Consider the following 14,016-nt stretch of genomic DNA (forward strand, 5'->3'; position numbering starts at 1 on the left):
ACGGACGAGGAAGGCTCGTGCCAGGCACGGCGGGAACGGTCGGGCAGGCCCTTCAATCCCAGCGGCTCGGATCGTGGACGGCCCGGGTCCACCGGGCCTCGAACTCTTCCCGGCCGATCACGAACGGCACCCACTCCGGGTCGTAGCGGTCCACCCACGGCGGGTTGAAGGGCCAGTCCTCCGGGGTGCTCCGGTAGGCCGTTCCGTCCTCGGTCAGTTCGACCTGGCGGAGCCGACGACCATCGGGACCGACCTCCACCAGGTAGACCACCGGATCGTCGTCCTCGTCCCAACGGCGGCTCAGGTACAGCAGGTCCCGTCCGGCCAAGGCGCCGAACCCCGGCATGCCGCGCTGGGCGTCCCTTTTGGCCCGGGCCTCGGCCAAGCCGGGCGGTGCGGTCGGTCCGTCGACGTCGGCCTCGTCGAGGCCCCATGTCTCGGCCTCCGCGCGGGTGGCCTCGGTGTGCACGACCTCCACGTCGGCGAAGGTCTCCAGCACCTCCTGCTCGGACCGGGCGTGGACCCACCACCAGGCGCCGCCCATGCCGTAGTCGTGCAGGACCAGAAAGCGTGTCTTCGATGCAGCGTCGGAAGGGGTCACCCACGCACTCTAGGAGCTTGTCTCCTGTTCGGGACGAGGCCGGGCAGGGGGACACCCGTGCGGCCTCCCGCTGCCCGGACCCGATCACCGGTCGGAACCGGAGGCGATCGCTCAGCCGCGGGTCACCGGTGCCTGTAGTCCCGTCACCCGGTCGTCGCGGTTCTCGGGACGCTCCAGGTCGATCTCGCGGGGTGTCCGGTCGACCGGTAGCCGTGGGCGTCGATCCAGCGGGCCGGGAGCTGGGCGGCACGGTGTCCACCGCGCCTCGGTGCACGACGGTCGCCGCCCGGTCGGGGGACGGCAGGGACGTCCTTGACGACGGCAGTGCCGGCTGCTGGAGCGTCTACGGCGATCCTCACGAGGCTCTGCGCGGCCTGCGGCCCCGAAGACCCCCGCTCCGGGGCGGCACGGCAGACCCCGTCCCGGTCTCCGTCTCCTTCAGCCCCGCTCACGGCCGTTCGGACCACGGACGTCACGACGTCGCACACCCCTGCGTTTCATGACCATGCGCAAGATCACTCTTACGTACCGTTACACCGTCGCACGCTGCGGGGAGACCCACATCACAGTGGCCCACCACGAAACCCCACCGATCGCTGCACGGGCTTCCCGGCAGGAGCAGCGACCGGCGGACGGGCACCCAGGAGGTACTGCCATGAGTATGACCTCGAAGAACCCGCTTTCTATCCCCCGACCGCGAGACTGGGCTGCCGTCCTCGTCGTCATCGTGGTCGTCTACGCCCCCATGGCGCAGATCCAGGACGTTCTGACCAACCTGATCGCGCTGTCGGCGGTCCTGGTCTGCGGCTCCGCGGTGAACGCGCTGTCGGCCCGACGGCCGCAGACGACCGCGGTGACCGCCGACTAGGGCCGACGACGCCCTCTCCACCGGCCTTTCCTCCCCAGGAAGGCCGGGAGAGAACCGCCCCCGCTCCCCGCGTGCCCGATCCGGCGGGAACGGACGGGGAACGACGGGGAACACCGGCCAACGACTCGAACCAGTCCGGATCGGCGTCTCGCCCGTCGGATCCGGCCCAGCGGGAACCCGGTGAGCCGGAAGGCTGAGGTCCTCCGGTCCCGCCGGCTCCACCCGAGCTCCCCGCCGAAACAGGTCACTCTGTTGTGATCCGGCCGATCGCGTGCCGCTCGGGTGTTCAGGCGGCAGGCAGGCGATCGTCGTGCGACGCCGGGCGACCGGCGGCATCCGCGTTCCTCGGTCCGGACGGCCCCGTCCGGTCCGAGCACCGGTGACCGCCGGCCGGGAGGTGAGGACAGGCGCTGCTCCATGGAGCGTCGTTCCCGGGGAGGACCCAGGGACGATTCGGCCGGTGGAGCACGGCCGCGGCGTCCTTGGTGCGCCCGAGCCGCATGAGGTGCGCGGCGAGGGTCCTGCGGTCGACCGCGATGTCCGGGTCCAGGACGGCGACGGCGTCCTGCGGCTGTCCGGCGCCGGAGACCGGCACCGCGACGGCGCTCGCGGAGGCGTTCACCCGCCGGAACCGAAGCCGATGTCCGCCACGACTCCGGCACCGGCCCGCCGGATCGGCCCGGCCCGCTGAACCCCAGGCCGCCTCGACCGTCCTCGAACGGGGCGACCGTCCGGTCACCGGAAAAAACAGGTCGAGACGTCCTGCCGCCCTCACCGATCATGCACGCATGCCCCTGACGGAAACCCTCGCTCGAGTCGACGCGGATCTGGCCGCCGGCCGCATACCTCTGGCGCGCCTGCGCCTGCGCGGACTGGTCTCCTCCTTCCCCGACGACCTGACGGTCCGGCGCCGCCTGGCCGAGGTGTACCGGCTGTACGGCGAGCCCGCGGAAGCCGGCCGCTGGATGTACCTCGAAGAGGACCGGGACGCGGACGAGACCGCCGCCTTCGAGGCGAGGTACCGGACTCCCCGGCAGCGCATGCGGGCACTGGCATGGCGCGGTCCTGAGCCCCTCGCCCGCTCCGCGTTCGCCGCGGAGCAACTGGCAGCGGTGCGGACCGCCTGCTCCGAAGCGCTGGGGCGGCCGGTCGACTGGGACACGGTGCTTTCCGCTCCGGACGACGAGCCGGACGGCGGGGAGGGGACGTTCACCGGCTTCCTGGCCGGAGCCGGATGCCTGGTGGTGGCCCTGGCCATGCTCGGGATCTGGGTGAACGGGCTCATCGCCCTCTTCGACTGAGTCGTCCGTTCGAGGGCGGCCCGTCCCGGCCCGCCCCGGTGATGGTGGCGGGTCGGGGCCAGGGGCCCTCGTGGGTGTCCCGGTGCCCGGTTCTCACCCGAGGGCCTCGTAAGCAGCCGGCGGGTGGGCCGGTTCGGGGTGTTCCACCGTGCAGCGGTCGCCGTGGAGCGTCAGCACCGCCCAGTGCCAGGCCTCGTCGTGTCCCACCGCTGCTTCACGGCGACAGCCGCCCGGACCGGGGCATGGAGGCGATCACGGCGGAGACGGCGGCGGTCACGACGAGGCTGCCCACCATGACCGTCCCCACGCCGATGACGAACAGGCCGCTGGCGTCGTCCGACCAGTCGTGGAAGGCGGCAGCGGTCAGGCCCGCCGTGGTGCCGAGGACGGCGCCCGTGACGTGGTGCCGGGATGCCGCCCAGTACACCGGGAGCAGCAGGGTCAGCACCAGTCCGATCACCTGCCACGCCTCGTACGGGCCGCTCGTCGAGCCGTCGGGGTGCAGGTCACGGTGCTGGTCCCAGCCGAGCCAGGCGGCCCACATCACCGGTGCCGCCACAGCCGGGGCGAGGGCCGGCAACAGCCGGGGAACGGGTTTCGTCGGTCCTTGGCGCATGGCTCGAGCGTCCCGCCCGGCGCCGTCGCCGGGCAGGGCGCACGTACTCGGATCCACCTGAGTACGTGAGCCGGGGGCCGCCGGCCGGGAAGCCCGGGGGCGGCGCTCCGGTCCGGCCGGAACCGCCGGTCCCGTGTCGCCGGTCCCGGTGCTCGTCCGTGCGGTGGTGCGACGGTCCGGACCCCGGCGGCCGTCGAGGATGATGTGCGTATGCGGAGTGAGGGTGAGAACGGCGGGCCGACCACCAACAAGGTGTTGGCGGCGGGCATATCGGTCGGGTTGTCGCTCGGTACGGCGCTCGGGCTGGTGCTCGGGCTGACCGTCTTCGGCAACCTCGGGCTCGGCCTGGCCCTGGGAACGGCCCTGGGGCTGGGGGCCGGCACCGCCGTGGGGGTCGCGGCGGGTACCAGGGGGGACGACGGGTCGGGTTCCGGCCGGGAGGGTGAAGGACCGGAGGGGCGGGACCGGTAGGGCCCGCCGGGGCGGCGGCCGGGGAGGTCCTCGCCGAGGCCGGTCGGGGGAGCGTCACGTCGCGGGGCTAGGGTCGGTCCATGACGACTGCAGAGAACAACGGCACCTCTCCCCTCGACGTCGGGATCGGCGCCCTGAACGGCGGTCCGGCGGACCTCGCCCAGTACGCGGGCCGGGCCGTGCTCGTCGTGAACGTGGCCTCCAAGTGCGGCCTGACCCCGCAGTACGCCGGACTGGAGCGGCTGCACGAGCGGTACGCGGAGCGCGGCTTCACCGTGCTCGGCGTGCCCTGCAACCAGTTCCTCGGGCAGGAGCCGGGCAGCGCGGAGGAGATCGCCGAGTTCTGTTCGGCGACGTACGGCGTGACCTTCCCGATGACGGAGAAGGTCGAGGTCAACGGGGAGGGGCGGCACGCTCTGTACGAGCGGCTGGTCGGTTTCGCCGACGCCGAGGGGCACAGCGGGGACATCCGCTGGAACTTCGAGAAGTTCCTGATCGGGCGGGACGGCGAGGTCGTCGCCCGCTTCTCGCCGCAGACCGAGCCGGAGTCGGCGGAGGTCGTGGCGGCGGTGGAGAAGGCGATCGGCTGACCGCCGTCCCCGCCCCCGGGGCGAGTGTCCCCGTCGCCGGGCGGAAGGGCCGCCCGGCGACGGAGGACGTCCGCGTGGACGAGGAACCGGCCGGCACCGGGGCGTCCGCGGCAGGCCGGTCCGGGAGGCCGTGAGGCCGAGCCCCCTCGGCTAGGACGGCGAGCTGGTCGAGGGGGCCCTGGTGGTTCGTGCGGCGATCGCCGGTCCGATCAGCCCTTCACCGAGGCCACGAAGGCGCTCCACGCGTCCGCGGGGAAGGCCAGCTTCGGCCCCTCGGGAACCTTGGTGTCCCCGAGTTCCAGCGCTTCCTCGGTGGTCGACCTGACCATCACGCACGCGCCGTTGTTGTTGGTGTAGGAGGATGTCGTCCACGTCTCCGTGGCACCCAGACGAATTGCCATGTTCGCTCCGTAGCCAGTTGCTGAGTTGCCGTCCCGGGTTGCGCGTTCCGGCGTGGACCCGCAGAACGGATTGCGCCAACCCTCGCTGGTGGTTGGCGTGATCGACGCTACTCGCCAACATCCTCTTCCGGAGCGGTCGTTCACTCGACCGGATGGCATATTCCGGGTGAGACTTCCCGGTACTCATGTCAGGGGTGTACGATCCGCCGCCTGACGGTGGATCAGCGTGCGTACTCCTTCGCGATGCGTTCCACGAGCTGACGGGACTGTTCCACGTTCAGGGACTGGGCCCGCAGGTGCTCGTACATCACGGTGTACTTCTGCACGTCGTGCGGCTTCTCCAGGTACAGGTCGCTGGTCACGCCCGCGATGTACACGACGCTCGAGTCGGCCGCGTCGGCGAACTCCAGGATCGAGTACTGGCCGTTGATGCCGGCGTGCGCGCCCACCTCGAACGGCAGCACCTGCACGGTGACGTGCGGCAGCTGGGACAGCTCCATCACGTGCTCGAGCTGTTCCCGCATCACCTGCCGGCTCCCGACGACCCGGCGCAGCGACGCCTCGTCCAGCACCACCCACAGCCGCAGCGGTTCCTTGTCCGTGGTGATGCGGCCCTGCCTGCGCAGGCGGACCTCGACCCGCTTGTCGTTGTCCTGCTCGGACGACTCCGGCGAACCGCCCCGGATGATGGCCTCGGCGTAGGCGCGGGTCTGCAACAGGCCGGTGATGATCTGGGGCTCGTAGACCCGGAGCGATTCCGCGTCCGTCTCCAGGCCGATGTAGACGCTGTACGGGATGTCGCCGAAGGCGTGCCACCAGCCCTGCTGGCGCGAGTCCTTGGCCATCTGCATCAGCGACTCGACGACGCGCTGGTCCTCCACCTCGTAGACCCCGCACAGGTCGCGGACGTCGCGCTGGCTGATGCTGCGCCGGCCGTTCTCCAGCCGGCTGATCTTCGACTGCGACACCAGCAGCCGTTCCGCCACTTCCTCGGCCGTCATGCCCTTGAGCTCGCGGAGTCTGCGCAGTTCCTGGCCCAGCCGGCGTCGCCTGACGGTGGGGTTGACATTCGATGCCACGGGACGTGCACCTCCGGCTGCATACCTCGTACTTGCCACTTTGCGTATCTGCTGCCGAGCAGATTGCCACCAAGGTGCTTCCTACCGCTGGGAAACGGTGGATATACGGCGCGTACACGCCAGTTCACGGGGCCGCGGCGGTACGGGCGCCGGTTGCGGGCACGCCGAGCGGGGCGGGGAGAGGCCGTGCACTCTCCCCGCCCCGCTCGGACAGCGGCTCCCGTGACCGGGTCTGTGGTGCCGTGGATCCGTGGCGTGTCGCGCCGTCGGCCCCCGGGCCCCCTCGGGGACCGCCGGGGGCGCGCCGCTCAGTGGGCCACGGCGCGCGCCATGGATCCGCGGCGCGGTTGCGCCGGAACGCCTCGGGCGGGTTCCGGTGCGCCCCTGCCGACGGCGGCCTGACGGCCCGCCGGCGGTGCGGGGCTGCGGCGCGGCTGGGCCGCCACGCCGTTCTGGACGTCCATCACGGCGTGCGCCACGAGACCACCCATCGGGTCGTGCCGGATCAGGTCCCGCAACCGGGAACGCGAGGAGCGTCCCTCGTTCCCCGGGTACAGGTGCTTGCCGAGGCCGACCGCGTGCGCCAGTGCGGCGAGCGCCGCGGTCCGCGGGTCCGGCGGAACGCCGGTGCGGATCGCGGAGTCCAGCCGGGCCCTGATCTCCCGGCTGATCTCGGTGTCCGTCGCCTGGTAGCGAGTCGTCGGCAAGACCCCGCACATCTGTCCGGCCACGGCGTGCACCATGCCGCACCGCTCCAGATGCGAGAGGTAGGTCTGGCGGAGCCCGAGTCGCGGCCCGCCGATCCAGTGGACGGCCCGTACCGGAGCGCCGCGCCTTCGCAGCAACTCCAACGCGCAGTCCAGTGTCGGATCTCCAGTCGGCCGTGGTACCACCACGGCGATACGATCCCCGTCTGGGGCTATCCGTCCGGCCAGCGCCAGCTCCACTAGCTGTGCTCCGGCCAGACCGAGGTCGAGCGACTGCGGCTGCGCAGTGGTACCCGTGGCCGGGTCCAGTGCCAGCAGCAGAAGCTCCTCCGGAAGTGTTCTGCGGCTCCTGCCCATCCATGCCTCCCCGCGTGGATGAATGACAGGGTGACCCCTCTCACATTGGTCTGTCGAGGGTGCGTGACCGGTTCGTAAGGGAACCGGCAGGTATGTCGTTCTCGTCTACCACGTGGGATCGGCCCGCGCACAGGACACTGGTACAGGGTTCGGACAGCGCTGTGGAGCACTGTCGCGGGCGGCGGTTCACGGTTCGGTTGGCGCACGCGGGGCGTGCGCCGCATGGAGGAGGCATCGGTGGCGGGCGAGTCCCCCGACAGGTCGAAGCAGCGCGAGTCGTCGGCAGAACCGACGTCGGGGAGCGCGGGTCCGGTTCCCGAGGCGAGGAACTCCGCCGAGAAGCGGGACCTCCGATTGGCGGTGGCCCGCGAGTCCTCGCCCTCGGAGGACCGCGGGAGCGTCGACACGGCCACTCGGGTGCTGTCGGTGCGTGAGGCGGCGGAGGACGCCGCGGAGGCCGCGGAGGCCGACGGAGCGCCCTCCGAAGAGCTTGGCGACTCCGCCGTGGAGGGCGACGGGCGGCTGCGCGAGGCGGTGGCCGCGTGGGTGCGCTCGGCGGACTCCGACGGGGGCGCGCAGGACACGAGCGGGGCGGCGGAGGCCGGGAGCGGGGCCGAGGACGCCTCCGCCGACGACGAGAGCGACGACGACGCCGAGGACGGGCCCCGCGGCGACGGCGACACCGACAGCGACGGCGACGGCGACGGCGACGGCGGGGCGAGGACCGGCGCGGAGCCGGGGACGCGGCCCGAACGCGCCGCCGCCGGGGAGCCGAAGACCGGGGACGAGGCCGAGGACGCCTCCGGCACCGGCACCGACGCGCGCCGTGACACCGGCGCGGAGACCGGGAACGCCGCGCAGGACGACTCCGGGCGGGCGGCCGGGGAGCCGAGGACCGCGCCAGCGGACGAGCGCGAGGACGAGCGCGAGGACGAGGACGGATCCGAGGGCGCCGCGCACGAGGCGTCCGCCGGGGCGCCGAAGGCCGCCGCCTCCACGGCCGACGAGTCCCACGACGCCGACGAGGACGACGACGCCGAGGACGACGACGAGGACGACGACGAGGACGACGCCCCCGGGGCGGTTTCCGGTGGGGCGGGTTCGTCCGGGGGCGACGACGCGGGCCCGGACCCGGACGAGGACACCGGCACGGACCCGTCCGCCGGCTCCGGCGAAGCCGGCGCCGCCCCCGAGGAGGACGGTCCGGAGGCCGACGCCGCGCCCGCCGACGCCGAGTCAAAGACCGGCTCCGGGACCGGCTCCGCAGCCGAGTCCCCGGCCGAGGACGAGGCCGAGGCCGAGGACGACGCCGAGCCCAAGGCCCCCGCCACCGGGTCCAAGGCCCCCGCCGCCGGGTCCGAGGCCCCCGTCGACCAGCCCACCGCCGTCTTCAGGACCGGGCGTCCCTCCGCGCCCTCCGTCGACCAGCCCACCACCATGCTCAAGCTGGGCGACACGGGCGCCAAGGCCGAGCCCGGTGACGCGGGCGCCGACGCGGGCGACGGGGCCGGATCCGAGTCCGGGTCCGGGCCCAAGGGCGAGTCCGCGTCCGAGCGCACCAGCAGGTTCGTCGCGCTGAAGGAGTTCGACGACCCCGACACCCGCAAGCCGCCGCGCGGCGGGGACGCCACCACCGCGTTGCGCGCCGTGACGCCGGCCGCGAAGCCCCCCGCTCCCGCCGAGGCCACCACCTCCGTCCCGCAGGTCGGGCCCGAGCGGACGACGCAGCAGCCGCTGCCGCCCAAGCCGCCGCTGGACCTGCTGGCCGAGCTGACCAACACCCCGCCGCCGCCGGAGACCCCGCTGCGGACGGCCGTGCGGCGGATCAAGATCTGGACGCCGCTGGTCCTGCTGCTGGTGGTCGTCCTCGCGGTCGTGCAGAACATGCGTCCGCTCCCCGCACCCACGCTCGAGCTCACCGCCCAGGACGGCTACACCTTCGAGGGCGGCAAGGTCGACATCCCGTGGCCGGCGGACGGGCAGGCCGCGCTCGACGTGCAGGGCATCGGCACGTTCGGCTCCTCCGGTGAGCAGAAGCCCGTGCCGATCGCCAGCGTCGCCAAGGTCATGACCGCGTACCTGATCCTGCGCGACCACCCGCTCAAGAGCGGCGCCGAGGGGCCGATGCTCAAGATCGACGAGCTCGCCGAGAAGCAGTCCGACGCCGGTCAGGAGTCGACCGTCACCGTCACCGCGGGCGACGAGATCTCCCAGCGGGAGGCGATCGAGGCCATCCTGATCGCGTCCGCGAACAACGTGGCGCGGCTGCTCGCCCGCTGGGACGCGGGGTCCGAGAAGGCGTTCGTCGAGAAGATGAACGACGCCGCGAAGGACCTCGGCATGACCAACACGACCTACACCGACCCCTCGGGCCTGAACGACACCACCGTGAGCACGGCCGTGGACCAGGTGAAGCTGGCCAGGGCCGCGATGAAGCAGCCCGCGTTCCGCGAGGTCGCCGCGATGATGTCGTACGACGACTACAAGGGCGTCAACCACCCCAACTGGAACCAGCTGGTCGGCAGCAACGACGTCGTCGGCATCAAGACCGGCACCACCACCTCCGCGCTCGGCAACCTGGTGTTCGCCGCGAAGAAGGAGATCGACGGCGAGACCCGGACCATCGTCGGCGCCGTGGTCCGCCAGCCCGCGGGCGGCAAGGACAACACCATCCTGTCCGCCGCCCTGACCTCGGGCGACCAGCTGATCCGGGCCGCGCAGGGCGCGCTGGAGTCGGCGACGATCCTGAAGAAGGGCGCCGTGGTCGGGTACGTGGACGACGGTCTGGGCGGACGCACCCCCGTCGCCGTCACCGAGGACGTCAAGGCCGTCGGCTGGGCGGGGCTGTCGGTGAAGCTGACGTTCGCCGCGGACGAGCTGCCGCACCAGGCGAAGGCCGGAACCAAGGTGGGCACGCTCACCGTCGGCGACGGCACGAGCAGCGCCGTCAAGGTGCCGGTCGCCCTCCAGGAGGACCTGGTGGAGCCCGGCTTCACGGACAAGCTGACGCGTCTTTCCTGATCCGCGGCGGAACCGCGCGGCACGCACGCCCGTGCCCCCGTCGGCCGACGCCCACCAGGGCGACGGCCGACGGGGTGCGTGCTAGCGTCACGAAACGGGCAGGCCGCCGGTCACCGGGGCGCGGTGGAACACACGGCGGACGGGACGCGGCCGCGAACAGGAGACGGGACACGGGGAGTGCCTTCAGGTGGCCACTGCGGAGCCGACACGCGCCGACGACGCCGAGCCGGAACCGGGAGCGGGAACCGGCCCGCGAATACGCGTCCCCGACGCGCAGCAGCGGGAGGACCCGACGGCCCCCGCCGCTTCCGTGAGCCCCACGGCCTCCACGGCCCCCTCGGCCTCCGCCCCTGACCGCACGGCGCCCCGTACGCCCCGTACGGGGCGCGCTCCCCGTCTCGGGGCCGCCGTCCTCGCCGTGCGCGACCGTGTGCTGCGGCACCCCGTGCTGTCCGTCACCGGGCTCGCCGGCCTCCTGCACGTCGTCTGGTTCTTCACGTTCGCCAACAGCGGCGGCGATCTCGCGGCGCAGGACGCGTGGGCCGAGTTCGTCGGCCGGCACCCGGACTCGGCGTACAACCTGGCCTGGTACGGCGGCATGCACCCGGTGTCGTACAGCGTGGTGTCGCCGTACCTGATGTCGCTCCTCGGGGTGCGGACGACGATGATGATCGCGGGGACGGTGTCGGCGGGGCTGCTGACCCTGATCCTCGTGCGCAGCCTCCCCCGCTCCCGGCTCCGCTCGAGCGGGGGGAGGCCCGTCGCGCGCGATCCGCTGTGGGCGGCGCTCGCGGGGGTGTTCGCGCTGCTGTGCAACGCGGCCTCGGGGCGGGTGACGTTCGGACTGGGCACGATGTTCGCGCTCGGTGCGGTCGCCGTCGTCTTCTGCTGGCCGTACCGGTGGCGTTACAAGCGGTGGGCGAAGGCGCTGTGTGCGGCCCCGCTGGCGGCGCTGGCCACGATGTCCTCGCCGGTCGCGGGGCTGTTCGTGGGTCTGGTGGCGGTGGCGCTGTTCCTGCAGAAGCGCCGGCCGGGGGCGTGGGCGCTGGGGCTGGCGCCCAGTGCGGTGGTGGCGGTGTCGGCCTGGCTGTTCCCGTTCTCCGGGACGCAGCCGATGGGCATCGGCTCGGTGATCCTGCCGCTGCTGTACTCGGTCCTGGTGTACGTCCTGGTGCCCCGGGAGTGGAGGACGGTCCGGATCACGGCCGCGGTGTACGGGCTCGGGATCGTGCTGGTCTGGGTGATCAGCTCGCAGATCGGCTCCAACATGACCCGGCTCGCCATGCTGTTCGCGGGCGTGGCGCTGGTGGCCGCGCTGCCGTTCGCGGTGCCGAGGACCCTCAAGTGGTACGCGATCGTCGTCGCCTTCGTCGGTTTCACCGGCTGGATCGGCTTCAAGTCGGTCGACGACGTCGTGCACACCACGCCGCGGGCGTCCTGGGCGCGCGAGCTGGCGCCGCTGGTGAACGAGCTCCAGGAGGTCGGCGCCGAGCGGGGCCGCGTGGAGGTCGTCCCGGCCCGCTCGCACCGTGAGGCGTCCGCCCTCGCCCCGTACGTCAACCTGGCCCGCGGCTGGAACCGGCAGGCCGACATGGAGCGCAACCCGCTCTTCTACGACGACACCCTCAACTCGGCGAACTACCACGAGTGGCTGAAGCGCTGGGGCGTGCACTTCGTGGTGCTGCCGAAGGACGAGCCGGACGGTGACGGCGGTCAGCGGGAGCGGGAGCTGGTGCAGCGCGGGCTGCCGTACCTGAAGCAGATCTGGGGCGACGCCAACTGGCAGCTGTTCGAGGTGGACGACCCGACCCCGCTGGCGGAGCCGAACGCGGTCGTGGAGCGGGCCGATCAGGGTGAGTGGACACTGCGGGTGGAGAAGGCGGGCCGGATCCTGGTCCGCGTCCCGTACTCGCCGTGGCTGGGCCTCGTCGACGCCGAGGGCAAGGCGCTGGAGCCTCCGCGGGAGACGGAGGCGTCCGAGAACCGCCCGGAGGGCGAGCCGAAGACGTACGAGAACGTCCACGGCTGCCTGATGGAGACGGAGGAGGACGCGAACGGCGACAGGTGGACGATGCTGCTCGCGCCGGAGCCGGGGACGTACCGCCTGGCGGCTCCGTACAAGTGGGGCGAGCGGGGCACGCCCTGCCCGGACGAGCTGCGCTGAGACGGCCCGTCCGGCCGGTCCCACGGCACCCTTCCCCGGGTCCGCGACGCGGTCGCCGTGACCCTGCTTCGTTCACGTAGATGAACCAAGGTCACCTAGTCGAACATTTTTACTTCCTCTTGACCTGACGCTTCCTTGTCGCGCCCACACCACCCCACCCACGATGAGCGGGCACTTCGCGGCCTTCCTCGCCCCTACCCCATTCAGGCGAAGTGCCAACCAGCTGAGTGGAGTTCACAAGGCGGACCCTGGAAGGGGGGACATGAACAGTCTCGACTGGGCGGTGCTCATCGGCTACTTCGCCGTGATGGTCGCCATCGGCATCTGGTCGCACAAGCGGGTGGACAACGTCAGCGACTTCTTCACGGCCGGCGGCAAGATGCCGTGGTGGCTCTCCGGCATCTCCCACCACATGTCGGGTTACAGCGCGGTGATGTTCACCGGATACGCGGGCATCGCCTACACCTACGGTGTGACGTCCTTCGTCACCTGGTCCTTCCCCATCGCCCTCGGCATCGCCATCGGGTCGAAGCTGTTCGCCCCGCGGATCAACCGGCTGCGCTCCCGGCTCCACGTGGCGTCCCCGCTGGAGTACCTGAAGAACCGCTACGACCTGAGGACCCAGCAGGCGCTGGCCTGGTCCGGCATGCTGCTGAAGATCGTGGACGTGGGCGCGAAGTGGGCGGCGATCGCCACCCTGCTGTCGGTGTTCACCGGTGTCTCGCTCAACCAGGGCATCCTCATCACCGGTGTGGTCACGGCGGTCTACTGCACCATCGGCGGTCTGTGGGCGGACGCGCTGACCGAACTGGGCCAGTTCGTCATCCAGTTCCTCGCCGGCATCGCGATGTTCGTCGCGGTGGTGGTCGAACTCGGCGACTACGGGGGCTTCTTCGGCGTCTGGGACCGGCCCGAACTCCAGGGGCACGAGAAGCCCCTGGTCGGGCCGTACGGCACGATCTTCCTGCTGGCGTTCCTCTTCATCAAGCTGTTCGAGTACAACGGCGGCATGCTCAACCAGGCCCAGCGCTACATGGCCACCCCCAACCCGCGGGAGGCGGAGCGCTCGGCGCGGCTGTCGGCGGTGCTGTGGCTGGTCTGGCCGCTGGTGCTGTTCTTCCCGATGTGGATGTCGCCGCTGCTGGTGGAGTCCCAGAAGACGGACGGCTCCGACTCCTACGCCCTGATGACCGAGCAACTGCTGCCGCACGGCCTGCTGGGCCTGGTCATCGTCGGCTTCTTCTCCCACACCATGGCCATGTGCTCCTCGGACGCCAACGCCATCGCGGCCGTCTTCACCCGTGACGTCGCGCCGGTGCTGTCGGCGAGGGCCCGGCTGTGGGGCGAGCGTTCGGGCCTGCTCGCGGCCCGCGTGACCACGGTGGTCTTCCTCGGCCTGTCCATGGCGGTGGCGACGCAGGTCAACTCGCCGACCTTCAAGGACATCATCACGGTCGTCATCAAGTGGGTGGCCGGCCTGATGGGCCCGATCGCCATCCCGATGATGCTGGGCCTGCTGCGGCCGTTCCGCCGCTCCGGCCCGACGGCGGCGCTCACCAGCTGGGCGGCGGGCCTGCTGGCCTTCTGGCTGGTGAACTACCCGATCCACTGGGCCGTCGACGGCGGCGTGCCGCTGGAGTACCAGGTCTCGATCCCGCTGGCCGTCTCCCTGGTCCTGTACGTCCTCATCGGCTACGTGAAGCCGGAGGACACCCCGGAGCGGCTGTCGGTCATCGAGCGGGTCAACAACGACGGCGACGACGGCTCGGCCGCGGCCGCGGTACCGGCCCCGGCGGAGGGCACGGCGCCCGCGCCGGTGAAGGACTGAGCCGGTGACGGC

At 72.0% G+C, this 14,016-nt stretch carries 12 protein-coding genes; 7 read left to right on the top strand and 5 right to left on the bottom strand.

The window, feature by feature from the left end; translation table 11 throughout:
* Window positions 1-52: 52 nt before the first annotated feature.
* Window positions 53-601 (bottom strand): hypothetical protein, encoded by a 549-nt coding sequence (locus GL259_RS17475; protein ID WP_208026485.1) that lies wholly within the window; start codon window positions 599-601, stop codon window positions 53-55.
* A 655-nt stretch (window positions 602-1,256) separates the two neighbouring features.
* Here GL259_RS17475 and GL259_RS17480 point away from each other — a divergent pair.
* Window positions 1,257-1,469, top strand: coding sequence for a hypothetical protein (locus tag GL259_RS17480; RefSeq protein WP_159533853.1), 213 nt, complete (start codon window positions 1,257-1,259; stop codon window positions 1,467-1,469).
* A gap of 788 nt (window positions 1,470-2,257) precedes the next feature.
* A complete protein-coding gene (locus GL259_RS17485; RefSeq protein WP_159533855.1) occupies window positions 2,258-2,770 on the top strand; it encodes a DUF6584 family protein in 513 nt (170 codons plus the stop codon).
* A 214-nt stretch (window positions 2,771-2,984) separates the two neighbouring features.
* On the opposite strand, the gene GL259_RS17490 is transcribed toward GL259_RS17485, so the two are convergent.
* Window positions 2,985-3,386, bottom strand: a complete 402-nt coding sequence (locus tag GL259_RS17490) for a hypothetical protein (RefSeq protein ID WP_159533857.1) — start codon at window positions 3,384-3,386, stop codon at window positions 2,985-2,987.
* A 210-nt stretch (window positions 3,387-3,596) separates the two neighbouring features.
* Between GL259_RS17490 and GL259_RS17495 the strand changes: the two genes are divergently transcribed.
* Entirely contained in the window at window positions 3,597-3,857 is a 261-nt protein-coding gene (locus tag GL259_RS17495; RefSeq protein WP_159533859.1) for a hypothetical protein, read from the top strand.
* Between the two features lie 80 nt (window positions 3,858-3,937).
* Window positions 3,938-4,447 (top strand): glutathione peroxidase, encoded by a 510-nt coding sequence (locus GL259_RS17500; RefSeq protein ID WP_159533861.1) that lies wholly within the window; start codon window positions 3,938-3,940, stop codon window positions 4,445-4,447.
* A 209-nt stretch (window positions 4,448-4,656) separates the two neighbouring features.
* Here the strand turns inward: GL259_RS17500 and GL259_RS17505 are convergent, their stop codons facing one another.
* The 3 genes from GL259_RS17505 to GL259_RS17515 form a co-directional block, all read right to left on the bottom strand.
* Window positions 4,657-4,848, bottom strand: a complete 192-nt coding sequence (locus tag GL259_RS17505) for a DUF397 domain-containing protein (RefSeq protein WP_159533863.1) — start codon at window positions 4,846-4,848, stop codon at window positions 4,657-4,659.
* Between the two features lie 221 nt (window positions 4,849-5,069).
* Entirely contained in the window at window positions 5,070-5,927 is an 858-nt protein-coding gene (locus GL259_RS17510) for a helix-turn-helix transcriptional regulator (protein ID WP_159533865.1), read from the bottom strand.
* Window positions 5,928-6,235: 308 nt separating this feature from the next.
* Window positions 6,236-6,991, bottom strand: a complete 756-nt coding sequence (locus tag GL259_RS17515; protein ID WP_159533867.1) for a GPP34 family phosphoprotein — start codon at window positions 6,989-6,991, stop codon at window positions 6,236-6,238.
* Window positions 6,992-7,228: 237 nt separating this feature from the next.
* Here GL259_RS17515 and GL259_RS17520 point away from each other — a divergent pair, with 237 nt between their 5' ends.
* The 3 genes from GL259_RS17520 to GL259_RS17530 all read left to right on the top strand — a co-directional run bounded on the left by GL259_RS17520 (window position 7,229) and on the right by GL259_RS17530 (window position 14,004).
* Window positions 7,229-10,012 (top strand): D-alanyl-D-alanine carboxypeptidase, encoded by a 2,784-nt coding sequence (locus GL259_RS17520; protein ID WP_243762321.1) that lies wholly within the window; start codon window positions 7,229-7,231, stop codon window positions 10,010-10,012.
* 187 nt (window positions 10,013-10,199) lie between these two features.
* Window positions 10,200-12,176: an MFS transporter gene (locus GL259_RS17525; protein ID WP_159533871.1), complete on the top strand. Its 1,977-nt coding sequence runs from the start codon at window positions 10,200-10,202 to the stop codon at window positions 12,174-12,176.
* Between the two features lie 262 nt (window positions 12,177-12,438).
* Window positions 12,439-14,004 carry a sodium:solute symporter family protein gene (locus GL259_RS17530; RefSeq protein WP_159533873.1) on the top strand — a complete coding sequence of 522 codons (1,566 nt, stop codon included), beginning with the start codon at window positions 12,439-12,441 and terminating at the stop codon, window positions 14,002-14,004.
* Window positions 14,005-14,016: the final 12 nt, after the last annotated feature.

Source organism: Streptomyces sp. Tu 3180 (assembly GCF_009852415.1).
Taxonomy (GTDB): domain Bacteria; phylum Actinomycetota; class Actinomycetes; order Streptomycetales; family Streptomycetaceae; genus Streptomyces.